This window comes from Nocardioides ungokensis (assembly GCF_013466985.1).
Classification (GTDB): Bacteria; Actinomycetota; Actinomycetes; order Propionibacteriales; family Nocardioidaceae; genus Nocardioides; species Nocardioides ungokensis.
This window is the reverse complement of the sequence record NZ_CP059164.1, coordinates 4,117,064-4,140,761: the sequence shown is the minus strand read 5'-3', so window position 1 is coordinate 4,140,761 and position 23,698 is coordinate 4,117,064. Positions and strand designations below refer to the sequence as shown.

At 71.4% G+C, this 23,698-nt stretch carries 25 protein-coding genes; 11 read left to right on the top strand and 14 right to left on the bottom strand.

Features of this window, described 5'->3' with window-relative positions:
* The first annotated feature begins 7 nt into the window (after positions 1-7).
* Complete coding sequence (gene pstB, locus H0S67_RS20515; RefSeq protein ID WP_180934555.1) at positions 8-787, top strand: phosphate ABC transporter ATP-binding protein PstB; 780 nt, start codon at positions 8-10, stop codon at positions 785-787.
* A gap of 193 nt (positions 788-980) precedes the next feature.
* On the opposite strand, the gene H0S67_RS20510 is transcribed toward pstB, so the two are convergent.
* The 3 genes from H0S67_RS20510 to H0S67_RS20500 all read right to left on the bottom strand — a co-directional run bounded on the left by H0S67_RS20510 (position 981) and on the right by H0S67_RS20500 (position 4,840).
* Positions 981-1,979 (bottom strand): inorganic phosphate transporter, encoded by a 999-nt coding sequence (locus H0S67_RS20510; RefSeq protein ID WP_180934554.1) that lies wholly within the window; start codon positions 1,977-1,979, stop codon positions 981-983.
* Between the two features lie 4 nt (positions 1,980-1,983).
* Complete coding sequence (locus H0S67_RS20505; RefSeq protein ID WP_180934553.1) at positions 1,984-2,601, bottom strand: DUF47 domain-containing protein; 618 nt, start codon at positions 2,599-2,601, stop codon at positions 1,984-1,986.
* Between the two features lie 79 nt (positions 2,602-2,680).
* Positions 2,681-4,840: an RNA degradosome polyphosphate kinase gene (locus H0S67_RS20500; RefSeq protein ID WP_180934552.1), complete on the bottom strand. Its 2,160-nt coding sequence runs from the start codon at positions 4,838-4,840 to the stop codon at positions 2,681-2,683.
* A gap of 72 nt (positions 4,841-4,912) precedes the next feature.
* Here H0S67_RS20500 and H0S67_RS20495 point away from each other — a divergent pair, with 72 nt between their 5' ends.
* Positions 4,913-6,202 (top strand): ATP-binding protein, encoded by a 1,290-nt coding sequence (locus H0S67_RS20495; protein ID WP_180934551.1) that lies wholly within the window; start codon positions 4,913-4,915, stop codon positions 6,200-6,202.
* Between the two features lie 80 nt (positions 6,203-6,282).
* Here H0S67_RS20495 and H0S67_RS20490 read toward each other — a convergent pair whose 3' ends face one another.
* Positions 6,283-6,633: a hypothetical protein gene (locus H0S67_RS20490; protein ID WP_180934550.1), complete on the bottom strand. Its 351-nt coding sequence runs from the start codon at positions 6,631-6,633 to the stop codon at positions 6,283-6,285.
* Positions 6,634-6,773: 140 nt separating this feature from the next.
* Here H0S67_RS20490 and H0S67_RS20485 point away from each other — a divergent pair, with 140 nt between their 5' ends.
* Positions 6,774-7,817 carry an alpha/beta hydrolase gene (locus H0S67_RS20485; protein WP_180934549.1) on the top strand — a complete coding sequence of 348 codons (1,044 nt, stop codon included), beginning with the start codon at positions 6,774-6,776 and terminating at the stop codon, positions 7,815-7,817.
* Between the two features lie 17 nt (positions 7,818-7,834).
* Here the strand turns inward: H0S67_RS20485 and H0S67_RS20480 are convergent, their stop codons facing one another.
* Positions 7,835-8,878 (bottom strand): zinc-binding dehydrogenase, encoded by a 1,044-nt coding sequence (locus H0S67_RS20480; protein WP_219635368.1) that lies wholly within the window; start codon positions 8,876-8,878, stop codon positions 7,835-7,837.
* A gap of 16 nt (positions 8,879-8,894) precedes the next feature.
* The gene (locus tag H0S67_RS20475) at positions 8,895-11,444 is read right to left on the bottom strand and encodes a coiled-coil domain-containing protein (RefSeq protein ID WP_180934548.1); all 2,550 of its coding nucleotides are present in this window, start codon (positions 11,442-11,444) and stop codon (positions 8,895-8,897) included.
* A 143-nt stretch (positions 11,445-11,587) separates the two neighbouring features.
* On the opposite strand from H0S67_RS20475, the gene H0S67_RS20470 reads away from it, so the two are divergent.
* Complete coding sequence (locus tag H0S67_RS20470; RefSeq protein ID WP_246354922.1) at positions 11,588-12,379, top strand: response regulator transcription factor; 792 nt, start codon at positions 11,588-11,590, stop codon at positions 12,377-12,379.
* A 35-nt stretch (positions 12,380-12,414) separates the two neighbouring features.
* Here the strand turns inward: H0S67_RS20470 and H0S67_RS20465 are convergent, their stop codons facing one another.
* From H0S67_RS20465 to H0S67_RS20455, 4 genes are all read right to left on the bottom strand, one after another.
* On the bottom strand, positions 12,415-13,617 hold the full coding sequence (locus H0S67_RS20465; RefSeq protein WP_246355420.1) for a sulfatase-like hydrolase/transferase: 1,203 nt from the start codon (positions 13,615-13,617) through the stop codon (positions 12,415-12,417).
* Positions 13,530-13,841 carry a hypothetical protein gene (locus H0S67_RS26045; RefSeq protein WP_246355452.1) on the bottom strand — a complete coding sequence of 104 codons (312 nt, stop codon included), beginning with the start codon at positions 13,839-13,841 and terminating at the stop codon, positions 13,530-13,532. Before H0S67_RS26045 ends, H0S67_RS20465 begins: the two co-directional genes overlap by 88 nt.
* 282 nt (positions 13,842-14,123) lie before the next feature.
* Positions 14,124-14,930, bottom strand: a complete 807-nt coding sequence (gene mshD, locus H0S67_RS20460) for a mycothiol synthase (RefSeq protein WP_180934545.1) — start codon at positions 14,928-14,930, stop codon at positions 14,124-14,126.
* A 47-nt stretch (positions 14,931-14,977) separates the two neighbouring features.
* Entirely contained in the window at positions 14,978-15,715 is a 738-nt protein-coding gene (locus tag H0S67_RS20455) for a response regulator transcription factor (RefSeq protein WP_180934544.1), read from the bottom strand.
* Positions 15,716-15,795: 80 nt separating this feature from the next.
* Here H0S67_RS20455 and H0S67_RS20450 point away from each other — a divergent pair, with 80 nt between their 5' ends.
* Entirely contained in the window at positions 15,796-16,110 is a 315-nt protein-coding gene (locus H0S67_RS20450; RefSeq protein WP_180934543.1) for a MoaD/ThiS family protein, read from the top strand.
* Positions 16,111-16,208: 98 nt separating this feature from the next.
* Here H0S67_RS20450 and H0S67_RS20445 read toward each other — a convergent pair whose 3' ends face one another.
* A complete protein-coding gene (locus H0S67_RS20445) occupies positions 16,209-16,640 on the bottom strand; it encodes an Hsp20/alpha crystallin family protein (protein WP_180934542.1) in 432 nt (143 codons plus the stop codon).
* 164 nt (positions 16,641-16,804) lie between these two features.
* Here H0S67_RS20445 and H0S67_RS20440 point away from each other — a divergent pair, with 164 nt between their 5' ends.
* The 3 genes from H0S67_RS20440 (at position 16,805) to H0S67_RS20430 (ending at position 17,969) form a co-directional block, all read left to right on the top strand.
* Positions 16,805-17,092 carry a MerR family transcriptional regulator gene (locus H0S67_RS20440; RefSeq protein WP_180934540.1) on the top strand — a complete coding sequence of 96 codons (288 nt, stop codon included), beginning with the start codon at positions 16,805-16,807 and terminating at the stop codon, positions 17,090-17,092.
* Positions 17,093-17,356: 264 nt separating this feature from the next.
* On the top strand, positions 17,357-17,662 hold the full coding sequence (locus H0S67_RS20435) for a TlpA family protein disulfide reductase (RefSeq protein ID WP_180934539.1): 306 nt from the start codon (positions 17,357-17,359) through the stop codon (positions 17,660-17,662).
* A 76-nt stretch (positions 17,663-17,738) separates the two neighbouring features.
* Entirely contained in the window at positions 17,739-17,969 is a 231-nt protein-coding gene (locus H0S67_RS20430; RefSeq protein ID WP_180934538.1) for a hypothetical protein, read from the top strand.
* Between the two features lie 14 nt (positions 17,970-17,983).
* Here H0S67_RS20430 and H0S67_RS20425 read toward each other — a convergent pair whose 3' ends face one another.
* Entirely contained in the window at positions 17,984-19,006 is a 1,023-nt protein-coding gene (locus tag H0S67_RS20425; RefSeq protein WP_180934536.1) for a GDP-mannose 4,6-dehydratase, read from the bottom strand.
* A 309-nt stretch (positions 19,007-19,315) separates the two neighbouring features.
* Here H0S67_RS20425 and H0S67_RS20420 point away from each other — a divergent pair, with 309 nt between their 5' ends.
* From H0S67_RS20420 to H0S67_RS20410, 3 genes are read left to right on the top strand one after another with little or no spacing between them, the layout of a single operon-like run.
* Positions 19,316-19,792: a DUF4395 domain-containing protein gene (locus H0S67_RS20420; RefSeq protein ID WP_180934535.1), complete on the top strand. Its 477-nt coding sequence runs from the start codon at positions 19,316-19,318 to the stop codon at positions 19,790-19,792.
* A gap of 55 nt (positions 19,793-19,847) precedes the next feature.
* Complete coding sequence (locus tag H0S67_RS20415; protein WP_180934534.1) at positions 19,848-20,696, top strand: sulfurtransferase; 849 nt, start codon at positions 19,848-19,850, stop codon at positions 20,694-20,696.
* Positions 20,696-20,992, top strand: coding sequence for a DUF1416 domain-containing protein (locus tag H0S67_RS20410; RefSeq protein ID WP_180934533.1), 297 nt, complete (start codon positions 20,696-20,698; stop codon positions 20,990-20,992). The genes H0S67_RS20415 and H0S67_RS20410 overlap by 1 nt, the downstream gene beginning before the upstream one ends.
* A gap of 478 nt (positions 20,993-21,470) precedes the next feature.
* Here H0S67_RS20410 and dtd read toward each other — a convergent pair whose 3' ends face one another.
* Together dtd and H0S67_RS20400 are read right to left on the bottom strand one after the other, a co-directional pair.
* Positions 21,471-21,908 (bottom strand): D-aminoacyl-tRNA deacylase, encoded by a 438-nt coding sequence (gene dtd / locus H0S67_RS20405; RefSeq protein ID WP_180934531.1) that lies wholly within the window; start codon positions 21,906-21,908, stop codon positions 21,471-21,473.
* 193 nt (positions 21,909-22,101) lie between these two features.
* Positions 22,102-23,538: an oligosaccharide repeat unit polymerase gene (locus H0S67_RS20400; RefSeq protein ID WP_180934529.1), complete on the bottom strand. Its 1,437-nt coding sequence runs from the start codon at positions 23,536-23,538 to the stop codon at positions 22,102-22,104.
* Positions 23,539-23,698 lie beyond the last annotated feature (160 nt).

Below are 23,698 nucleotides of genomic sequence, written 5' to 3'. Positions count from 1 at the left end.
AACTCACATGGCCAAGAGCATCGACGTCTCCGACCTGAACATCTACTACGGAGACTTCCTCGCCGTCGAGGGCGTCAACATGACCATCAAGGCGCGGTCGGTGACCGCGTTCATCGGGCCGTCGGGCTGCGGCAAGTCCACGATGCTGCGCTCGCTGAACCGGATGCACGAGGTGATCCCCGGTGCCCGGGTCGAGGGCAAGATCATGGTCGACGGGCAGTCGCTCTACGACGCCTCGGTCGACCCGGTCGCCGTACGCCGCGAGATCGGCATGGTCTTCCAGCGCCCCAACCCCTTCCCGACGATGTCGATCTACGACAACGTGCTGGCGGGCAACCGGCTGAACGCCAAGCGGCTGAAGAAGTCGGAGTCCGACGACATCGTCGAGCGGTCCCTGAAGGCCGCCAACCTGTGGGCGGAGGTCAAGGACCGCCTCGGCAAGCCCGGCATGGGCCTCTCCGGCGGCCAGCAGCAGCGGCTCTGCATCGCCCGCGCGATCGCGGTCGAGCCGCAGGTGCTGCTGATGGACGAGCCCTGCTCGGCGCTGGACCCGATCTCGACGTCGGCCATCGAGGACCTGATCCACGAGCTGAAGACCGACTACACGATCGTGATCGTCACCCACAACATGCAGCAGGCCGCCCGTGTCTCCGACGACACCGGCTTCTTCAACCTCAAGGCCACCGGCGAGCCCGGCCACCTGGTGGAGTTCAACCCCACCAAGAAGATGTTCACGAACCCCGACCACGAGTCCACCGAGGCGTACATCTCGGGGCGCTTCGGCTGACCTGCGTCGGCCCCGGGCGTCATACGGTCCGGTCGCCCCGGCAGCCACGTCGTACGACGTCCCGCGGGACGTCGTACGAGCTGGTCGCTCGGGGGGCCGGGCCGTATGACGTCTCGAGGGAGGTCATACGAGCTGGTCGCCGTGGCAGCCGGAACGTATGACGTCCCAAGGCCCTCGGACTACTGCAAGCGACTCAGACCGGGACGAGGACGTTCAGGATCTCCCAGCACCCGGCGGCGACGAGGCCGGCCATCGGGAAGGTGAGCACCCAGGCGGTCACGATCGAGCGCGCCACGCCCCAGCGGACGGCGGAGAAGCGCTTGGTGGCGCCGGCGCCCATGATCGAGGACGTGATCACGTGGGTGGTCGAGATCGGGGCCTGGTAGACGAACGCGGTCGTGTAGAGCACCGCCGCGCCGACCGACTCGGCGGAGAAGCCGCGGGCGGGGTCGAGGTGGATGATCCGGCGGCCGAGGGTCCGCATGATCCGCCAGCCACCCGAGTAGGTGCCGAGCGAGATCGCCGACGCGGCCCCGACGACCACCCACAGGGGGAGCGAGTCGCTCTCCGAGGCGTAGCCGGAGGCGACCAGGGCCAGGAAGATCACGCCCATCGTCTTCTGGGCGTCCTGCAGGCCGTGGCCGAGCGCGAGCGCGGCGGCCGAGACGGTCTGGGACATCCGGAAGCCGCGGAAGACCTTGTGCTGGTTGCGCCGCCGGAAGATCCACATGATGGCCAGCATCACCAGGAAGGCGAAGATGAAGCCCACGATGGGCGAGGCCACCATCGGGATGACCACCTTGTCGAGGATGGTCTGCCAGTGCACGGTCGCCCCGGCTGCCAGCGCCGAGCCGACCAGCCCGCCGATCAGGGCGTGCGAGGACGACGAGGGCAGCCCGAAGCGCCAGGTGATCAGGTTCCAGGCGATCGCCCCGAGCAGGCCCGCCAGTACGACGATCAGCCCGGCGTTGCCCGACGGCGGCACGATCGTGTCGCTGACCGTGTGGGCGACCTCCTGGCCGAGCAGCGCGCCGACGAAGTTCATGACGGCGGCCAGCAGCAGCGCGACCTTGGGGGTCAGTGCCCGGGTCGAGATCGACGTGGCGATGGCGTTCGCCGCGTCGTGGAAGCCGTTGGTGTAGTCGAAGGCGAGGGCAACGACGACTACCGCGATGACGATCGCGAGGTCCATGCGTTCAGGACTCCTTGACCGCGATCTGCTCCACGATGTTCGCGACCTTCTCGAAGGCGTCGATGGCGCCCTCGAGCGACTCGACGATGTCCTTCAGCTTGAGGACCTCCATCGCCTTGAACTCGCCGGAGAAGAGGTTGGCGAGCGTACGGCGGTGGTTCTTGTCGCCGGCGTTCTCGAGGCGGTTGATCTCGATCCAGTACTCGTCGAGGCTCTGCATCGACTGCAGCTGCGGCATCGCGGCCGCGGTGATCTCGGCGCAGCGCTGGAGCACGTCGACCTGCTCCGACAGCTCGGCCGGCAGCACCTTGACCTCGTAGAGCAGGATCTGGTCGACGACCTCGTCCATCATGTCCATCACGTCGTCGAGCCCCGAGGCGAGCGCGTAGATGTCCTCGCGGTCGAAGGGCGTGACGAAGGTGGTGTTCACCCGGCGCACGATCGCGTGCGTCGTCTCGTCGGCCTGGTGCTCGGCCTCGCGCATCCGGCGCGCCACGTCCTCGTGGTTGGCCTGTTCGCTGAGCATCTCGGCAAGCAGACCGGCGCCGACCACGAGGTGCTGGGCCGACTCGGTGAAGAGGTCGTAGAAGGTGGTGTCAACCGGGCGGAATCGCAAACCCACGGAGAACTCCTGGTGAGGAGGAGCAGAACGGCCATCATGCTAGGGGGTGCGGTCCGCGATGCTGCAAGTCAGGGCCGTGTCAAGCCGACGTACGTCGTCTCCGCTGCCTCTCGATGAGTGCCTCCTGGAGGTGCAGCTGGCCGTCGTTGCGGGTCCAGGTGCCGTCGCTCTCGAGCAGCCACGCGCTGGTCTCCTCGTCGAAGGCGAGGTCGAGCAGCCGCCCGATCGACTCGACGTTCTCCTCGCCGGGGAGCCGCACCAGCACTTCCACCCGGCGGTCGAGGTTGCGGTGCATCATGTCGGCCGACCCGATCCAGGCGACGGGCTCGCCGGCGCTCTCGAACCAGTAGATCCGGCTGTGCTCGAGGAACCGGCCGAGCACCGAGCGCACCTCGATGGTCTCCGACAGGCCGGGTACGCCGGGTCGCAGCGCGCAGATGCCGCGCACCAGCAGCTGCACCGGTACGCCGGCCTGCGAGGCGAGGTAGAGCGCGTCGATCACGGCCTCGTCGACGATCGAGTTGGCCTTGAACCGGATCCGGGCCGGCCGGCCCGCCTGGTGGTGGTGGATCTCGCGGTGGATCTGCTCGACGAGGCCGTCGCGCACGGAGTCCGGCGCGACCAGCAGCTGGCCGTAGATCGCGTTGCGCGACCAGCCGGAGAGGTTGTTGAACAGGTGCGCGACGTCCTCGCCGATCCGCTCGTCGGTGGTGATCAGGCCGAGGTCCTCGTACATCCGGGCGGTCTTGGAGTTGTAGTTGCCAGTGCCGATGTGGGTGTAGCGGCGGATCCCGTCGGGCTCGTCGCGCACGACCAGCGACAGCTTGCAGTGGGTCTTGAGCCCGACCAGGCCGTAGACGACGTGGCAACCGGCCTGCTCCAGCTTGCGGGCCCAGCGGATGTTGGCCTGCTCGTCGAAGCGGGCCTTGATCTCGACGATCACCAGCACCTGCTTGCCCGCCTCGGCGGCGTCGATGAGGGCGTCGATGATGGGGGAGTCGCCGGAGGTGCGGTAGAGCGTCTGCTTGATCGCCAGCACGTGCGGGTCGGCGGCCGCCTGCTCGATGAACCGCTGCACCGACGTGGCGAAGGAGTCGTAGGGGTGGTGCAGCAGCACGTCGGTGCGCCGCGCGGCCTTGAAGACGTCGACCGGGGCCGCCGACTCGACCTCGGCCAGCCGGTGGTGGGTGGTCGGCACGAACGCGGGGTACTTCAGCTCCTCGCGGGCCAGGTCGGCGATGTCGTGCAGGCCGCGCAGGTCCAGCGGGCCGGGCAGCCGGAACACCTCGTCGGTGGAGATGCCGAGCTCGGAGACGAGCAGCTCCAGCACGGCCGGCGAGATGGACTCCTCCACCTCGAGCCGCACGGGCGGGCCGAAGCGGCGGCGCAGCAGCTCCTTCTCCAGCGCGGCCAGGAGGTTCTCGGCGTCGTCCTCCTCGACCTCGAGGTCCTCGTTGCGGGTGACCCGGAAGCTGTGCACCTCCAGGACCTCCATGCCGGGGAAGAGCCGGCGCAGGTGCTCCCGGATCACGTCCTCCAGCGGCACGAACCGCTGGTTGCCCAGCGGCACGAACCTCGCGAAGATCGGCGGCACCTTCACCCGGGCGAAGTGCTCCTTGTTGGTCTTGGGGTTGCGCACCAGCACCGCGAGGTTGAGCGAGAGCCCCGAGATGTAGGGGAAGGGGTGCGCCGGGTCGACGGCCAGCGGCGTGAGCACCGGAAAGACGCGGTCGCGGAAGAGCCGCTTGCAGTACTTCTGCTCCTCACGGTCGAGGTCGTCCCACCGCACCAGCTGGATCCCGGCGTCGGCCAGCTCCGGCACGAGCTCGCGGAACTGCCGCGCGTGCCGCTCCATGAGGTCGCCGCTGTTGGTCCAGATCTGCTCCAGCACCTCGCGCGGCATCAGCCCCGACGCGGCGCGGACGGCGACACCCGCGGCGATGCGCCGCTTGAGGCCGGCCACCCGGACCATGAAGAACTCGTCGAGGTTGCTGGTGAAGATCGCCAGGAATCGGACCCGCTCGAGCAGCGGCAGCTCGGGATCCTCTGCCAGCTCGAGCACCCGCTGGTTGAAGCGCAGCCAGGACAGCTCCCGGTCCAGGAAGCGGTCGTCGTACTTCTCGACCGCGGCGAGCTGCTCGTCGTCGGGGAAGTACGGCGGCTCCACGTCGAACGTCTCGTGATCCCCGGGCTGCTCCTCGACGGGATGGGCGACGCTGGGAACGCTCTCGGGGCTCATCGGTCCAGTGTGGCACCGTCGGGTGAACGGAAGGGAGCGTCTGCGACGGCCCAAATGGGGTACAACTCTCGTGTGGAGCAACACGTCCCCGGACTGCACCGCACCTTCGCCCCCCACCCCGCCAGCGTCGGAGACGCGCGGCGGCTCATGCGCGAGGTGCTGGTGGCGGCCGGCCGGGAAGACCTGGTGGAGTCGGCGGAGCTCGTCGTCACCGAGCTGGTCACCAACGCCCTCGTCCACGCCGGGACCCCGATCGACGTCGCCGCGATCGTCGACGACGCCGGGCTGCGGATCGAGGTGAGCGACGGCAGCGGCCACCTGCCGGTGCTGCGCCGCAACGGCACCCTGGCCGGGACCGGGCGGGGCCTGTGGCTGGTGCAGAGCGCGGTCGACGACTGGGGCATCGATGCCCACGAGTCGGGCAAGTGCGTCTGGGTGGAGATCAGCGTGGGCATGGGCGCGCCCGGGACGTACGCCGACCCGGGGCGCGACGTACAGGTGCTCAGCCTCCGCGACGACCGGGGCGACGTCGCGGTGGAGCTGCTCAACGTGCCGCTGCTGCTCCACATCGCCTGGCAGCAGCACGCGGAGGCGCTGCTGCGCGAGTACCTCCTGTTCAGCCTCGGCGACGAGGGCGACGTCGCCGGCCTCCAGGCGCATGCCGCGTCCAGCGACGCGATCGCCCTGCTCCTCGACCACCTGCCCGACCCCGGCATCGGCGACGACCCCGACAGGCTGATGGCCACGGCCGTCGAGCCCGACGTCTCCAGCGACCGCGAGGTGCTCCGGGTGCCGGTGGACTCGCTGCTGCACTTCCGGGTCCTCGGCGAGGCCCTCGACACCGCCATCGGGCTGGCCGACGCGGGCGTCCTGCTCACGCCGCCGACCCAGCCCGAGATGCAGGCCTTCCGGCGCTGGGTGTGCGATGAGGTCGAGCGGCAGAGCGGTGGCGGCGGCCCGCTGCCGTGGGTCGACCAGAGCGAGGCGGCCCCGCCGCCGGGGCGGACGCCGCTGGAGTGGGCCAGCGAGGTGGTCCGCGACTCGCCCGACACCCTGATCGCGGCCGACGACACCAACGGGATCGTGGCGGTGAGCCGGCCGGCGCTCGCGCTGCTCGGGTACGACGACCCTGACGACCTGGTCGGCCGGCGCCTGATGTGGATCATCCCGCCGCGCTTCCGCCAGGCCCACCTGGCCGGGTTCACGATGCACCTGACCACCGGCCGGGCGCCCCTGATCGGCCGGCCGGTCACCGTCCCCGCGCTGTGCCGCGACGGCAGCGAGACCCTCGTCGAGCTGGTCGTGGAGTCCCAGTGCCTCCCCGGCGGCCGGCACGTGTTCGTGGCCTCACTGCGCCGCTAGGACCGTCGGACCACATGTAACGCTCCGTTAGGGACTCTGCCGCGCCGTTCTGCGGGGGCTCCAGATTCCCTAACGGAGCGTTACAAGCGGGGCCGCGCGCTCATGAAGCGGGCGAGGACGAGCACGACGGCGATGCCGGTGAGGGTGACGCCCGCGCAGCCGGCGGTCCACAGCAGCGGGCCCCAGTCGGTGACGACCACGTCGGGGTACGGCGGGTCGTACTCGCATCGCAGCGTGGCCGGCCACTGCAGGATCGGGCCGGTCACCACCACGCCCTCGTTCGGCGGCGAGGGCGCCCGGGTGAAGCAGTAGTCTTCGAGGTAGTGCCCCAGCCCGACCGCCCACACGGCGAGCGCGACGAGCGGGCCGAGCAGGCAGAGGGCCGCGGCGCCGCCCCAGACGGCCAACCGCCGGATCGGGGAGATGGACACGGCCACGCAGTGTGCCGCACCCGGCGCCGTCCCGCAGCCGATGGCCGGACGAGGCAGGACGGCACGCCACCGCACAAGGCGGGTGTCCACGGGGCAACCACCACCCCGACGCCCCACCCGGAACGCCCTAGGGTGCGCGGGTGACCTTCAAGCACCAGCTCGCCGACGCCAGCCAGCGCCTCCGCTCCGCGACCCTGCGGGGCGCGCTCGCCCTCCCGGAGCCGGTGCAGCGCCGGCTCGCGGGGAAGCCGATCGTCCGCGACGGCCAGACCCTGGCGACCGACACCCAGCTCGCGCTGCGGCTGCAGAAGGTCGCCCGCGAGGTCGGCGCCGAGACGCTGCCGATCCCCGAGGGCCGGCGCGCGATCCTGCGGCACTCCGCGATGACCGGGGGCCGGCAGCCGGTCGGCGCGGTGCGGAGCCTGCCGGTGGGCGACCTGGCCGGGCGCCTGTACGTGCCCACCGGGGTCGACACCCCCGGCCCCACGCTGCTCTTCCTGCACGGCGGCGGCTGGGTCTACGGCGACCTGGACTCCCACGACGCCGCCTGCCGCTTCCTCGCCGAGCGCAGCGGGGTGCGGGTGCTCGCGGTGGACTACCGGCTGGCGCCCGAGGCGCCGTTCCCCGCGGCGTACGACGACTCGGTGGCGGCCTACCGCTGGCTGGTCGAGAACGCCGAGTCCGTCGGCGCGGACCGGGACCGGCTCGCGGTCGGCGGCGACTCCGCCGGAGGCTGCCTGGCCGCGACGACCGCGATCGAGGCCGCCCGCGAGGGGCTGCCGCTGGCGTTCCAGCTGCTGATCTACCCCGGCACCGACCACACCGCGGCCGGCGGCAGCCGGGCGATGTTCTCCGAGGGGTTCTACCTCACCAGCGCGTTCATGGACCTGGCCACCGCGAGCTACGTCCCGCCGGGCGCGGACCCGCGCGACCCCCGGCTCTCCCCGCTGTACGCCGACCTGCCCGACGGCCTGGCCCCGGCGTACGTCGCCACCGCCGGCTTCGACCCGCTGCGTGACGAGGGCGAGGCCTACGCCCGCAAGCTCGCGGACGCCGGGGTGGAGGTGGAGCTCAAGCGCTACCCCGACCAGATCCACGGCTTCTTCAACATCGTCGGCGTGGGCCGCACCAGCCGGGCCGCCAACGCCGGGATCGCCGCCAAGCTCAAGGCCGCCCTGGCCTGAGCCGGGACGGCCCGGGTTCAGGCGCGGGCGGGGACCACGACCAGCTTGCCGACGTGCCGGCGCTCGGCCAGCTGCCGCTGGGCCTCGGCCACCTCGTCGAGGTCGAAGGTGGCGGAGATGACGGGCCGCACCTCGCCGCGTCGGGCGAGGTCCACGAGGAGGTCGAAGATCCTCGGCGTGTGCATCGTCGACCCCACCAGCGCCAGGTTGGCGAGGTAGATCCGCCGTACGTCGAGCTCCACGGCCCACCCGTCCAGGGCGCCGGCCACCACCCAGCGACCGCCCGAGCGCAGCAGACCGAGGCCGGGGGCGACGGTGCCGCCCGCGACCACGTCGATCACGGCGTCGTACCCCCCGGGGGCGGCGGCCGCCGCGTCGGCGACCACGTGGCCGCGGCGCCGGTCCACGATCTCGGATGCTCCGGCGTGGCGCACCGCCTCCGACTTGTCGCCGCTGCACACGGCCACCACCCGTGCCCCGCGCGCGTGCGCCAGCTGGACCGCCGCCAGTCCGACGCCCCCGGATGCGCCGGTGACCAGCACGGTGTGGCCGCCGGTGATCCCGCCCCGCTCGAGCATCCCCAGCGCGGTGCCGTAGGCGATCGGCAGCGATGCGAGCTCCACGTCGCTGAGGGGGGAGTCGTCGACCCGGTGGGCCCGGTCGGCCGGCACCACGACGTACTCCGCGAAGCCCCCGTCGCGCTCGCTGCCGAGCACGTCGACCGGCCGCGCGTCCGGCCCGGAGTCCTCGTAGAGCGCGGGGTCGACCAGGACCCGCGCACCCACGATCCCGGTCGTGTCCGCGTCCCCGCAGGCGACCACGGTGCCCGCCACGTCGCCGCCCTGGATGCGGGGGAAGTCGAGCGGTCCGAGCCACCCGGCTCTCTCGTCGGTGCCGTAGGAGCCCTCCCGGGTCCACAGGTCGGTGTTGTTGCACCCCGCGGCGCCGACGCGCACCAGCACCTCGGCGGGTCCCGGTCGGGGCACCGCGACGTCGCGGAGCTCGATCGGGCCGCCGTGGCGCACGGTGACCGCGGCCCGCATCGTCGAGGGAAGCGTCACGGACTACCGCCCTCGGCTACAGCCCCGGCCGCCAGGCCCGCAGCGCGTCGACGAACGCCACCCCGTCGACCATCCGGCCGTCGACGGCGACCGGGTCGAGGCCGCGGCGCCGGAAGAGCAGCTTCCAGTCACGCTCGCCCGGCTCGCCGACGACCTCGAGCTCGGTGGCCTCGTTGGTGAGGTCGAAGCGGTGCTGCCGGTCGCCGATCACGATGTCGACCAGCCCGTGGTCGATGCGCACGTGCGAGTGGGAGGGGCGGATCCACCAGGCCAGGACGGCGAGCAGGACCGCGGCCAGCGCCGCCGCGACGCCGGAGACCGGGTTGAGCCCACCGCCGAGGCTGTACGCCGCGACCGCGGCCGCGACGACGGCGAGCACGAGGCAGGCCCCGGCGCCGACCCGGCTGCTCCGGGGCGGCTCGAAGGTGAGCACCCCGTTGTCCTCGGCGTCGGTCGAGCCCGGGGTCATCGCGCGGGACGTGGCCTCGGAGGCCGTCGAGGGCAGCGGCGGGAGCACGACCGCCTTCGGGCGCTGCCACCAGCGGCGGCGGGTGGTCAGCTCGTCGAGCAGCAGGCCGCGGGTCTCGGCCAGCGCGAAGGCGAGCTCGCGGGCCCGGTCCTCGGCCTCGCGACGCTCCCGCATCGCCTCCTCGGCCAGCTCGGCCTGGTGGCGGACGGCGGCCTCGACGGTGGCCCGGTCGGTGGTGCGCTCCTCGACCAGGCGCTCGGCCTCGGCGCGCAGGCGCACCTGCTCGGCGACGGCCTCCTCGGCCTCCGCGCGGGCGCGCACCGCGGCGGCCAGCTCCTCGGCGTGGTTGGTGGCGTCGCGGGCCGCCAGATCGAGCACCTCGCGGGCCCGGCGCTCGGCCCGGGCGCGGTCCTCGGCGGCCTGCTGCGCCTGCTCGGCGTGCTCGCGGGCCTGGTGCTCGGCGACCTCGCGCGCCGCCAGCGCCTCGGCGGCGCTGTCCTCGGCCCGGGCCCGGTCGACGTGGGCGCGGGCGGCGGCCTCGGCCTGGTGGCGGGCGGCCTCGTCGGCGGCGGTGCGGGCCTGGTGGGCGGCGGTGGCCGCGTCCGCGAGCTCGACGGCGGCGAGGTGCGCGGCCTCCTGGGTGGCGGCGGCGCGGGCGGCGGCCTCGGCCAGCTCGTGTGCCGACTCCTCCGCGGCGGCCCGCTCGGCGTGCGCCTGCCGGCCGGCCTCGGCCTGGGCCCGGGCGGCCTCCTCGGCCTCGAGCCGGGCCGCGTGGGCGGCGGTGGCCAGGTCGGCCTGCTCGCGGGCCAGGTCCTCCGCGGTCTCGCGGGCGGCCAGCTGGTCGGCGGCGAGCGCCTCGGCGGCGGCGCGGGCGGCGGCCTGGTCGGCGGCGGACCGCTCGGCTGCCTGGCGGGCCTCGGTGGCGAGGCGGGAGGCCTCGGCGTGCTCGGCGGCCGCGGCGGCGGCCCGGTCGGCCAGCGTGGCGGCGCTCTCCTCGGCGGCGATCCGGGCCTCGTGGGCGGCCTGGGCGCGCTCGGCCTGGGCGCGGGCAGACTCCTCCGCGGCCGTCCGGTCGAGGTGGGCCTGCTCGGCCTCGCGGGCCCGGTCGCCGGCCGCGGTCTCGGCCTCGGCCCGCAGTACGTGGGCCTGGCGGGCCAGCTCGGCGTGGTGGCCGGCGGTCTCGTCCGCGCCGGCGCGCGCCTCGGCGTGCTCGGCGGCCAGGGCCTCGGCGGCGGCGCGGGCGCCGGCCTGGTCGGCGGCGGCCTGCTCGGCGGCCTGGCGGGCCTCGGTGGCGACGCGGGAGGCCTCGGCGTGCTCGGCGGCCGCGGCGGCGGCCCGCTCGGCCAACGCCGTGGCGTGCTCCTCGGCGACCAGTCGCGCCTCGTGGGCGGCGTGCGCGGCCTCGGCCTGCGCGCGGGCCGACTCCTCGGCCGCGGTCCGGTCCAGGAGTGCCTGCTCGGCGGCGGCCGCCCGGGCGGTGGCGTGCTCCTCGGCCTCGCGCCACCGGGCGTGCGCGGCCTCGGCCTGCTGGGCCTGGTGGCGGGCGGCTTCCTCGGCCTCGGCCCGCTCGGCGGCGCGCGCGGAGGCGGACTCCTCGGCGGCCAGCCGCTGGGCGGCGGCGTGCTCGGCCGCCTCGGCCTGGTCGCGGGCGACCTGCTCGGCCGCGCGGCGCACCAGCGTCGCGTCGACCGCGGCCTGCTCGGCGGCGGCGCGCTCGGTGAGGTGGACGGTGAGGGCCTCCTCGGCCTGCTGCCGGGCGGCGACCGCGGCCGACGCGGCGGCGGCGTGCTCGGCGGCGACCCGGTCCGCCTCGGCGCGGGCGGTCGACGCGTCGCGGGCGGCCTCCTCGGCCACCATCCGCTCGGCGGCCTGCTCGGCGGCGGCCAGCTCGGCGGAGTGGCGCAGCGCGGCGGCGCGCTCGGCCGCGGCGGTCTGCTCGGCGGCGCGGCGTACGGCCTGCTCGGGGGTCTCGTTGGTCGGCGCCTGGTCCGCCCGGCGGCGCCAGCGGCGCCCGCCTGCGTCGTCGGGGCGCGCACGATCCTGTCGAGACTGGTTCTCGACCCGATCGTCGGGGGTGCGGGGGGCGGCCGGGTTCATCGCGGCGAGCGTAGTACCTCACAGGCCCGGTGGTCGCATGCACGTCCGCCCTAATTTCGGGCGGCGCACCCCCGACCGATTACCGATTTGTGGACCGAGTGTTGATCGAGCGTGGGTGAGCCGTGGACGAGGCGAACCTAGCGTTGAGGAGCACGCGGAACCGCGGCCTCGGGCAGGGCCTCGGAGGGGGAACCACCATCACGACCGACACACACGCGCAGCCGGCGCTGCCGGTGCTGCCACTGCCTGCCGCGACCGGCTTTCCCCGGCCGCCACACCTGCTGATGGTCGAGGACGAGCCCGACACGGCGCTGCCGCTGGTGCGCACCCTGGAGCGCGAGGGCTACCTGGTCAGCTGGGTGGAGACCGGGCGGGACGCCCTCGCCCACCTCGCCCGCCACCCCGCCGACGTGGTGGTCCTCGACCTGGGCCTGCCCGACATCGACGGGCTCGACGTCTGCCGCAGCGCCCGCAGCGAGGGGTACGACGGGGGCGTGCTGATGGTGACCGGCCGCGCCACCGAGGCGGACCGGGTCGCGGGGCTCGACCGGGGCGCCGACGACTACCTGGTCAAGCCGTTCGGGCTCGCCGAGCTGCACGCCCGGGTGCGGGCGGTGCTGCGCCGGACCGGCCGGTCCGAGTCCGCCGACCGGGCCGCGGAGCTCGTGGTCGACCACCAGGGCGTCGCCCGCGTCGGCGGGACCGAGCTGGCCCTGGGCCCGCGGGAGCAGGACGTGCTCCGGCTGCTGGCCGAGCACCGCGGCCAGGTGGTGGCGCGGGGCGTGCTCATGGACGCGGTGTGGAGCAGCGGCTGGGACGGGTCGCCGAAGATCCTGGACATGACGGTCGCCCGGCTGCGGCAGAAGCTGGAGCGCGTCGGCGCCGCGGCACGGATCGTCGCGGTGCGCGGGGTCGGCTTCCGGCTCGACGACTGATCAGCTCGCCTCGTCCGGCTCGGGGACCGGAGACCTCACCTCTCCAGAGCCCGCAGCGACTTGCCCCTCGCGTTGCGCAGCGCGGTCAGGCGCGCAGTCATCGCGGTGGTGTCGGTGGTCGCGTGCTGGCTGCTCATCTGGTGGGGGTCGGCGGCCAGGTCGTAGACCTCCTGCTCGCCCGCCGCGTAGTAGTCGATCAGCACCGTGTCGTGCTCGCGCAGGTGGGCCCAGTCGTGGGCCGGGTGCTCGGTGAGCATCCGCTTGCGCCACCCGCTCCAGTCGCTGGTGGTGATCGGCGTCAGGAACGAGCGCCCGTCCAGGTCCCGGCCGGCGTCCGGGTCGAGGCCCGCGATCTCCAGGGTGGTCGGCATCAGGTCCACCGTGGTGACCAGCTTCCCGGACACGGTGCCCCGGGTGACGCCGGGACCGGTCACCACGAACGGCGTGCCCACGCACTCCTCGTAGGGCACCTCCTTCTTCGCCAGCCGGTGCTCGCCGAGCATGTAGCCGTTGTCGGTGACGAAGAAGACCCAGGTGTTGGCCAGCATCCCGAGCTCGGACAGGTTCGTCAGGATCGAGTCGACCTGGTCGTCGACGTCCTGGAGCTCCTCGAGCTTCCCCTCGTAGCCCGCCCGCAGCTTGGCCTTGTTCTTGAACGGGATGCCGTGCAGCCAGCTGGGCTTGTCGCTCATGTCGACCTCGTTGAGAGCCGGCGGGTTCCAGGCCACGCCGTCGAAGTCGTGCTCATGGGCCGGGGACGGGTTGTAGCTGTCGACCGCTGAGGTGTCGCTGTGCGGGTTCGTCGGCGCGAACACCGCGAACCACGGGTCCGGGTCGGTGGCCCGCTTCCGTAGCCAGGTGTTCAGCTGCCGGGTGGCGAACTCGTCCACGTGCATGTCCACGGTGCGCACCGTGCCCGCCACGTTGACCTCGTGGCTGACGGTGCCCAGGCTCGCGACCCAGCGCTGCCAGCCGGGGGCGACGTACGTCTTGTCGTCGTAGCCGTTCATGTACTTGCCGAAGTAGCCACAGGCGTAGCCCGCCGCGCTCATCCGGGTGCCGATGGTGTCCTGGTCGAGGCCCTGGCCGTTGAACTCCGCCATGGTGTCCTCGTTGGTCTCGCAGCCGTGGTTGTGCGCATACATGCTCGTCAGGATCGAGGCCCGCGAGGGGCCGCAGAGCGGGACCGCGACGTTGCCCTTGGTGAACCGGACGCCACCCTTGACGACCGGGTCCAGAACTTCCGCATCTTCGGCAGGGTGTGCCGGGGCTGGTCGTCGGTGATGATCCACAGCACGTTGGGGCGGTCGCTGTGGCGGAGCGCGCCGCTCGCGCCCAGGCCCGGGGCCGCCGACGCCCGGCCTCGGGTCATGCCCACGCCCACGGTGGCCCCGAGGGCGGCGCCGGCGCCCAGGAGGAGCCGGCGGCGGGCGATGTTGGTGGGGACGGTCCTGTCCGGCATGACTGGCGATCTCCTGCGGTCGTGGACTGATGGGCGCTCAGCCGGGCCACCAGGAGGTTCGATGGCATGACATGGGGTGGCGGTCGAGATCGCGGGCCGCAGACGCGGGCGCCGCGGTCCCCGACGACCGGGCCGCCCCCGAGTCGCGGCGTGACCACGGCATGCGTGCGCAGCCGGGCACGCGGAGCCGGGCACGTTGTCGTGCGGCCCACGATGCCGAGTCGTGCTGGTGGGGCCAAGGACCCGCGATGGCTCGGCGTGTCGCCGCGCTGGCCTACGGCGTCAGCCCCGGCGGTACATCACGTGGGTGTCGTGGGCCGCGTGCCCGAAGCCGAGGCCCGAGTAGACCGCGATCGCCGGGGCGTTGTCGGACTCCACGTAGAGCAGCACCTCCCGCGCGCCACCGTCGGCGAGGTGGTGCAGGCCGGCGAGGGTGAGCGCCTTGCCGAGGCCACGGCCCTGCGCGGCCGGGTCGATCCCCACCACGTAGACCTCGCCGAGCTCGGGGGAGTGCCGCTTGGTCCAGTGGAAGCCGAGCATCCGGTCGCCGTCGACCGCCACCAGCAGCCCGGCGGGGTCGAACCACTCCTGCGACATCCGCTCGGCCAGGTTGGCCGCGTCCATCGCCCCCTGCTCGGGGTGGGCGGCGAAGGCGGCCGCGTTGACCCGGATCAGCTCGGCCTCGTCCCCGGGCTCGAACCCGCGGATGGTGACGCCGTCGAGCGCCGGCACCTCGGCCAGCGGCAGGCTCCCCGGCCGGCGCATCACCCACAGCTCGCGCACCCGGTCGAACCCGTGATGCCGCGCCAGCGCCGCCGCGCCCGGGTGGTCGCCGTGCGACCAGGCCCGCAGCTCCCCGTCGTACGCCGCCAGCACCTCGGCCAGCAGCTCCCCGCCCAGGCCGTGCCGGCGCGCCTCGGGGTGCACCACCAGGCTGAGCTCGGCGCCGACCAGCAGCGCGAACGCCTGCTCAAGCTCCCACCTCGTCACCCGGTCGGGGTGGTGGCGCAGGGTCAGCCAGGTCGCCTCGTCGAGGGGGGCCGCGCCGTCGGCCTGCTCGGCCGCGGCGGCGATCGCGTCGATGTCCACCCACCCACCCTAGGAACCGGGGTTCGGGCCGGCCGGTGGGCTCGCCGTCAGGCGTCCTGCTCGACGTCCGCGGTGGCGCGGGCGTCGGCGGCGGCCTCTTTCTCCTTGGCGGGGAGCACGAAGCGGTAGCCGACGTTGCGGACCGTCCCGATCAGCGTCTCGTTCTCGGGGCCGAGCTTGGCGCGCAGGCGGCGGACGTGCACGTCGACGGTGCGGGTGCCGCCGAAGTAGTCGTAGCCCCACACCTCCTGCAGCAGCTGCTGGCGGCTGAACACCCGGCCGGGGTGCTGGGCGAGGAACTTGAGGAGCTCGAACTCCTTGAACGTCAGGTCGAGCGTGCGGCCGCCGATCTTGGCGGTGTACGTCGCGTCGTCGACCACGACCTCCCCGCTGCGGATCACGTGCGACTCGGGGTCGTCGGCGTCGAGGCGGGCCTGCAGCCGGCCGATCGACAGCCGGATCCGGGCCTCGAGCTCGGCGGGGCCGCAGGTGTGCAGCACGACGTCGTCCATGCCCCAGTCGTGGGCGACGACGGCGAGCCCGCCCTCGGTGACGATGAGCAGGACCGGGACCTCGGTCCCGGTGGTGCGGATCAGGCGGCACAGGTCGCGGGCGTGCGCGAGGTCCTGGCGGCCGTCGACGAGGAGCAGGTCGACCTCCGGCGCCTCGAGCAGCGCGCTGCCCTCGGCGGGCAGGATCCGGACCTGGTGCCCGAGGAGGGAGAGGCCCGGCAGGACCTCGACCGAGGGTTGCAGGGCGCTCGTCAGCAGCAGCAGGGTGCTCATGTGGACCTCCCGTGAGACGGGGGGACCGAAACGCGACGCTGGGCCTCGGTCTGTTTTCTGATCGGTAAGAATACCGAAACATGGACGCGACGACGGCCGGTTCGGGCAACGGTGAGACGAGCACGCATGCGGGCACGATCCGGTTGCACTACTGGGCGGCGGCCAAGTCCGCGGCCGGGGTGGCCGGCGACGAGCTGCCCGTGGACGGCCCGATCAGCCTGGCCGAGGTCGTACGCCGCGCCGTCGCCCTGCACCCGGGCACCCGGCTGCCCGACGTGCTCCAGACCTGCTCCGCGCTTCTCGGCGACCGGCCGGTGACGGCCGAGGACCCCGACGCGGTCCAGATCGCGCCGGGGTCCACGGTGGAGTTCCTGCCGCCCTTCGCCGGCGGCTGACCCGCCGCCGTCGGTTGAGGCGATGCACTGAGGAGGCGCGCCAGCGCCGTCTCGAAGTGTGCGAGCGTCAGCGAGCCTCGAAACCCGGTGACCCGACCTCAGGCCTCGATCGCGGTGCGCCCGGAGTCGGCGGACCCGCTGGTGACCTCGATCTTGCGCGGCTTGGCCTTCTCGGCCACGGGAACGACGAGCCGCAGCACGCCGCCGTCGTACGCCGCCTCGATCCGGGCGAGGTCGAGGTTGTCGCCGAGCACGAGCTGGCGGCTGAACACGCCGCGCGGCCGCTCGGAGGCCAGCATCTCCCAGTCACCGTTGCGGGGGACGCGCTCGGCGCGCACGGTCAGCACGTTGCGCTCGACCTCGAGGTCGATGCTCTCCGCGGCGACGCCCGGCAGGTCGAACTCGATGACGAACCGGTCGCCCTCCCGCCAGGCGTCCATCGGCATCACCGCAGGACGGTTCGTGGTGCCGAAGATCTGCTGGGTCAGGCGGTCGAAGTCACGGAACGGGTCGGTGGTGCGCAGCAACATCACAAGGTCCTCCTGGTCCTGGTGTCGAGGGCGCCGGGTCGGTGCCCTACCTGTATTGACTGTTATAGGTTTCTTGTAACTCAAGAATGAGGCAAAATCAACCCCGCCCGGTGTTGAGGTGCGAGCGTCAGCGAGCCTCGAAACCCCGCTGGAAGGGAGAGGGCATGAGCGAGCACACCCGCGGCGTGTTCGCGATCTCGGTCGCGGCCGAGATGGTGTCGATGCAGGTGCAGAACCTCCGCGTGTACGAGCGCCGCGGCCTCCTCGAGCCCGACCGCACCGCCGGAGGCACCCGCCTCTACAGCCGCGCCGACGTCGAGCGCCTGCAGCGGATCGGGGACCTGCTGGCCGAGGGGCTCAACCTGGCGGGCATCGCGCGCGTGCTGGCGCTCGAGGACGAGGTACGCCGACTCCGGGCCCAGGTGGCCCGGCTGCGGGGACCCGACGCCTGAGGCTGACCTCCGGTGGTTGAGGTGTGAGGAGCTTGCGTCCGGTGGTTGAGGTGCGAGCGTCAGCGAGCCTCGAAACCCCGCGCGGAATCGAAATGCCATCTGCCTCGTTGACCCCCACATGAGCGCAGGAGCGTGGGTACTCGTCGTCGCCGTCGTGGCCGCACTGGCCTTCGGGCTCTATCGCGCCGTGACCGACGGGCGCTTCCGCGGCACCCACCGGATCGCGGGTGTTGACGAGGCCGCCGCCGAGACCCCCAGCCGAGCGTGGTCGAGGCCGCGGGCCTCGACGTACAGCTGGGGGAGCGGGCAACGCTGCTGCAGTTCTCCTCCGCCTTCTGCGCACCGTGCCGCGCCACCAGGCGCACCCTGGCCGACGTCGCCACGGCCGTGCCGGGGGTCGTGCACGTCGAGATCGACGCCGAGCACCACCTCGAGGCGGTCCGCCACCTCGGGATCCTGCGCACCCCCACCACGCTGATCCTCGACTCCCGGGGCCTCGAGGTCACCCGCGCCTCGGGTGCACCACGCAAGGAGCAGGTGCTCTCCGCCCTGGAGACCGCGGTCAGCTGACGGCCGCGCTACCCAGAAGTGGGTAGAAGGGCGTCTCGACCGATCCGTCGTGCCCCTGCCTTCCTAGCGTCGGAGCATGCACCTGGTCCACGCCCCGCATCTAGGCGGGAAGCACCGCGTCGAGCGGAGTCGCCAGCCCGCTGTGTGCCCCGACTGTGGGCACCCAGGGGTGGCCGTCGCCGGCTCGCCGCTCGGGCGACTGGTGCACCGGGTGCGGCCCTCGCACGAGTGCCACTACGCGATGTACGAGTACAGCGTGCTGCGGGACGAGTCCTGCGGCTGCCGCTCCCACGCCCACGTCGGCTGAACCGGCCGCCGCGATCAGGCGGCGTGCAGGTACGCCGCCGAGTGCTCGACGCCGCTGCGCAACCGCTCCATGTCGGTCCGGACCATGTGCCCGATGACCTCCTCGAAGCTGTGCTCGGGCTGCCATCCCAGGAGCTCGCGCGCCTTGGTCGGGTCGCCCTGCAGGTCCATGACGTCGGCCGGGCGCATCAGGTCCGGGTCCTGCTCCACGTAGCGAGCCGGGTCGCCGAGTCCGGCCGCCTCGAAGGCCACCTCGAGCAGCTCCGAGAGAGGACGCGACCGTCCCGTGGCGATGATCAGGTCCTGGGGTTCGTCCTGCTGCAGCATCAGGTGCATCGACCGCACGTAGTCGGCGGCCGAGCCCCAGTCGCGGCGTACGTCGAGGTTTCCGAGCGTGACCTTGTCGCGCCGGCCCAGCGCGATCTCGGCGGCGGCCAGGGTGATCTTGCGGGTCACGAACTGGGGTCCGCGCAGCGGGCTCTCGTGGTTGTAGAGGGTGCCGTTGGCCGTGAAGAGGCCGTAGGAGTCGCGGTAGTTCACGGTGAGGTGGTGGGCGAAGCTCTTGGCAGCGGCGTACGGGCTGCGGGGGTAGTGCGGGGTGTTCTCGGTCTGCGGCTGCTGGTCGGAGATGCCGAACATCTCCGAGCTCGACGGCTGGTAGAAGCGGGGTGCCTCGCCGTGTCGGTCGCGGTAGGCGACGATCTCCTCCAGCATCCGAAGAACGGACATCGCGTTGGTCTCGGCCACCAGCTCGGCGTTGCGCCAGCTGGCGCCCACCGAGGTGAATGCCGCCAAGTTGTAGACCTCGCGGGGCTGGAGGGCCTCGATCGCCTCCCCGAACCCCTGGCGGTCCCGCGAGTCGAGCTCGATCACGGTGATGTCCCGCAGGTACGCCGCCAGCCGATCGGTGGCGTCCGTGCCCGGAGCCACCGTTCCGACGACGCGGTAGCCCAGGCTGGTGAGGTGCCGAGCGAGGTAGATCCCGTCCTGTCCCGCCACTCCGGTGACGAGAGCGGTGCGGGAACGTGTGTCACTCATGGGCAGTGATCATAGACAGCCCAAAACGTCCGCATCGTGACACGGGCGTCCATCAGTCGAGACGGAACAAAGACCCGGAGCCTCGGGTTCTCCTACAGTGATGCGCATGTCCTCGACCATGCTGACCCGCCGCCGCGCAGTGGACCACTGCCGCGTGCGCTCGTCGCTGTGTCGAATGTCCTGACGGGACGCGTTCCGAACTCCCTTTAATCTACCGGATTAGTCGACTAATCTCGGTGTGGAGTCCTCGCCATCCGGCGGACGCGCCCGTGCCGCGAACACGCAGCCCTCGTTCCGAGCAGGAGAGACATGTCCACCGACACCCCGGCCACCAGTGCCACCCGACCGCAGACCGCCGAGCGCGGTGCGCAGGTCGACCCCCGCGGTCAGCAGTTCGCCGCCGCAGTCACCTCCGTGGTGCTGGCGGTCGTGCTCCTGGCCGCACCCAGCCCGGTGGCGATCGCGCTGCTCGCCGTCCAGGTGGTGCTCTTCGCGATCGGTGCCGGCCTCGGCGTCCAGAGCACCCCCCACGCGCTGGTCTTCCGGAGCCTGATCCGGCCCCGGATCGGCGCTCCCCGTGAGCTCGAGGACGCGACCCCGCCGCGCTTCGCCCAGACCGTCGGCCTGGTCTTCGCGACCGTCGGCCTGGTGGGCTTCCTGGCCGGCGCCACCGCCGTCGGCCTCGTCGCCACCGGCTTCGCCCTGGTCGCCGCCCTGCTCAACGCGGTCTTCGGCTTCTGCCTCGGCTGCGAGATGTATCTGCTGATCAAGCGCGCCACCAGCTGACCCACCAACCCAAGAACCCCCAGCGCCCGCCGCCGGCGCACAGAAAGGTAGAGAAATGAGCCGCGAGAACTCGCTCGTCACCGCCCAGTGGGTGGCTGACCACCTCGATGACCCGAAGGTGGTGCTCGTCGAGGTCGACGAGGACACCACCGCCTACGACAAGGGCCACATCAAGGGCGCCATCAAGCTCGACTGGACCACCGACCTGCAGGACCAGGTCCGTCGCGACTTCGTCAACAAGCAGCAGTTCGAGGCGCTGCTCTCCGAGCGCGGCGTCGCCAACGACGACACGGTCGTCCTCTACGGCGGCAACAACAACTGGTTCGCCGCCTACGCCTACTGGTACTTCAAGCTCTACGGCCACGGCGACCTCAAGCTCCTCGACGGCGGCCGCAAGAAGTGGGAGCTGGACTCCCGCGAGCTGACCGAGGAGGTGCCCACCCGCGAGAAGACGTCGTACACCGCGCAGGAGCAGGACCGCTCGATCCGGGCCTTCCGCGACGAGACCGTCGAGGCGATCGGCGTGAAGAACCTCGTCGACGTCCGCAGCCCCGACGAGTACGCCGGCCGCCTCCTGGCCCCGGCCCACCTCCCGCAGGAGCAGGCCCAGCGCGCCGGCCACATCCCGACCGCGGCCAACGTGCCGTGGAGCAAGGCGGCCAACGACGACGGCACCTTCAAGTCCGACGACGAGCTGAAGAAGATCTACACCGAGGCTGGCGTCGACTGGAGCAAGGACACCATCGCCTACTGCCGGATCGGGGAGCGCTCCTCGCACACCTGGTTCGTGCTCAAGGAGCTGCTGGGCCAGGAGAACGTCAAGAACTACGACGGCTCGTGGACCGAGTACGGCTCCCTCGTCGGCGTCCCGGTCGCCCTGGGCGACGAGAGGGGCGAGGCCTGATGTGCGGCGCGACTCAGGGCGGGCTCTCGCTCGACGGGATCAACGTGGCCAAGGAGGCCGTGGTGCAGGGCCAGGTGACCCGCGGCGGCGAGCCGGTGGGCAACGCCTACGTCCGGCTCCTCGACCGCACCGGTGAGTTCACCGCCGAGGTCCCGACCTCGGCCACCGGCCACTTCCGGTTCTTCGCCGGCGAGGGGGAGTGGACCCTGCGCACCCTCGCCCCCAAGGCGGACCCGGTGGACCGCAAGGTGCACGCCGCCGTCGGCTCCGTCGCCGAGGTAGCCGTCGCCATCTGACCCCCGGTGGTCGAGCTGCGAGCGTCGGCCGTCGCCGTTGGTTGAGGTGCGAGCGTCAGCGAGCCTCGAAACCCCGGGGACATCGCCGGTCGAGTAGCGAGCGCCAGCAGTCAACGGTGGTTGAGGTGCGAGCGTCAGCGAGCCTCGAAACCCCTCAATCCCCCCAGGCGCCGCCCGGGACCGCACAGGTCCCGGGCGGTGCTGCATGTGTGAGGAAGCCCATGGTTGACAGGGATTCGGCCGAAAATGGGCAAGCCATCAGGTCCCACCTGTCACGCTTGGCCCCCGCTGATGTTCATTGTGGGAGGGACGAATGATCGGGCAGCGCAAGCGCGTGCGAAGCGTGCAGAGGGAGCGCCGCAAGCGCCAGTGGGAGACGGCAGGCATCGTGATCGTGCTGCTCGTCACCCTGTTCCTGGTGTGGAAGGCGATGCAGGCCGGCTGAGCCGGCACGGAAGGCAGTCCAGCAGCGGGCTGCCTATCCCCGCGCCGGGCTCTCCAGGATGAGCGTGACCGGCCCGTCGTTGACCGATTCGACCCGCATGTCGGCCCCGAAGACCCCGCGCTCGACCCGCGCCCCGAGCCGCACGAGCTCGTCGCAGACGGCGTCGTACGCCGGCTCGCTCACCGGCCCCGGCGCCGCGGCCTGCCACGTCGGCCGACGTCCCTTGCGGGCGTCGCCGTAGAGCGTGAACTGGCTGACCACGAGGATGGGCGCCCCGACGTCGGAGGCCGACTGCTCCTCGCGTAGCAGTCGCAGGTCCCAGATCTTCCGGGCCGTCCACTCGACCTGAGCCGGCCCGTCGCTATGAGTCACGCCGATGTAGACGAGCAGCCCTGGCTCCTCAAAGCCGCCTACGATCGCCCCGTCAACGGTGACGTTGGCGTGACGAACTCGTTGGATCAAAGCACGCATGTTGGTCCCAACGCCTCCCGCGCTGTAACACACGGCGGTTTCGAGATCATGGACCGTTCGCTGGTGAACCCTGGCGCGATCATCTTGAGTCTGGCAGCCATTCTTCCAAGCATCAAAATCTCTGGATTCGGCGCCCCTCGGAGTGATGAAAGGACCGATGGGAGAGGCTTAAACATCCTCTTTCTGGAACTGCTCATCTTGCTAAGAATGTTGACTTTCTCGACACGTCGGCGCGTGGTTGATTCACCTGTACTCGTCGCGACTCCCCGCGGCTTTTTGATTGCACAAACATGCCAGTTACCAAGATGACTGCTAGGTAGGCCATTGCTTGGAGAAGCGAGCCTCGCAGGATCAAGAACATGTAGCCCGGGAGTATGCATCCCAGAACCCCAGGTGATCGTTCGACCGAAAGTGCTGCCCGGATTCGTTGATCCGCTCTGCGCGCACACCAACCGAGGAGGAACATGCCGAGAATGAGGGCTAGCCACGAGCCATTGATCAGAAGTTCTGCCTGTAGCGGCGACGAGAGATTGGTGAAGGTGTACCCCCTCGAGTTCGCCAAGAGAATGCCAGTGTCTACCGGTTTGCTTGGCCAGATGTCCCTCGGCACCCAGAAGAACAGGACCCCAAGTGCCTGTTGACCGTCGGTCGAACCATGACGCTGAAGATAAAGAAGCGAATTGCTCAATTGTCCGAATGCGTCGAAGTCGCCCGTCGTAAGTGCGCCGACGGGACTGTCCGACTTGAACTCTGCCCGCGAGCCATAACGAAAAGCATCGGCCATTGGGAAGAGGAACACGAGAGCCGAAAGGATTGTGATACCTACGATGCGGGTGCGGAACTGTGTGGCGTAGCCGCCGGCGACGGTCAAGAGACCCAATGCCACTGTGCCGAAGACATAGCGAGGGCTGCTAATCGGGTTTACGACCAGCAAGAGTGCGGCGCCGACGAGGCATTGCAGAACGATGTGTCGATGACTGGAGCCTGTGCGGGTAGCCTTAGCAAGGGCGACGAATGCCACCAACAGGGACATCGACACGAATGCGCGAACCATGACGGATGTCAACGGATTGGGCCACGCCATCTGCATCCCAATGTCGAGACCTGCTCTGCTGGCGAGCAGGGTCCCGATACCCACTTTTGCCACGAAGTACACACCTGCAAGAAGTGCAACGACCGCGAGTAGCAGAGTGCGGTTGCGATGAAGCGTTACTGGAGTGGCCACCGATGCGATCGGCGCGCGGATGCCAGAGAGATGGTTGCCTGCTAGATAGGCAAAGCAGCCCACGATTACCCCGGTCAAGGCCGGGTCGAACAGTGCTGTGGGGAGGTTCGGCGTTGTGTTCGGAAAAACCCCCAGGCGCAGTTGCACTAAAGGTGCGAGCCCTAAGAAGACGTACGTAAATGTCCAGAACGTGGTGTCGACCAATCGTTGAACGCCCGCACCGACCAAGAACGCCAAACGCAGCCCGGCGATGACCATGACTACTACCGCTCCGACGGAGTTATAGCGCGCGTTCGGCGTCGCGACCCAAAAGAAGGTCGGAGTCAGAATGGCGAGCGCGGCGCCGATGAAGACGACAGCAACCCCGGTCAGTTGACCAGATCTACTGTCCTCAGCCTTGCTCACCCCGGCGAGGGTACGCGAGATGTGTTGACGTCCGCGACGGCCCCGCACATGTCCCGGTTTCGGCATCGGAGTCGGCGCCCGGCGACAGGCTCTCGAGGCGACGAGTCAAGTCTGAAGACTCCAGCGCGCATGAGCTTGGTTGTGCAGCCACGTCGTCGGC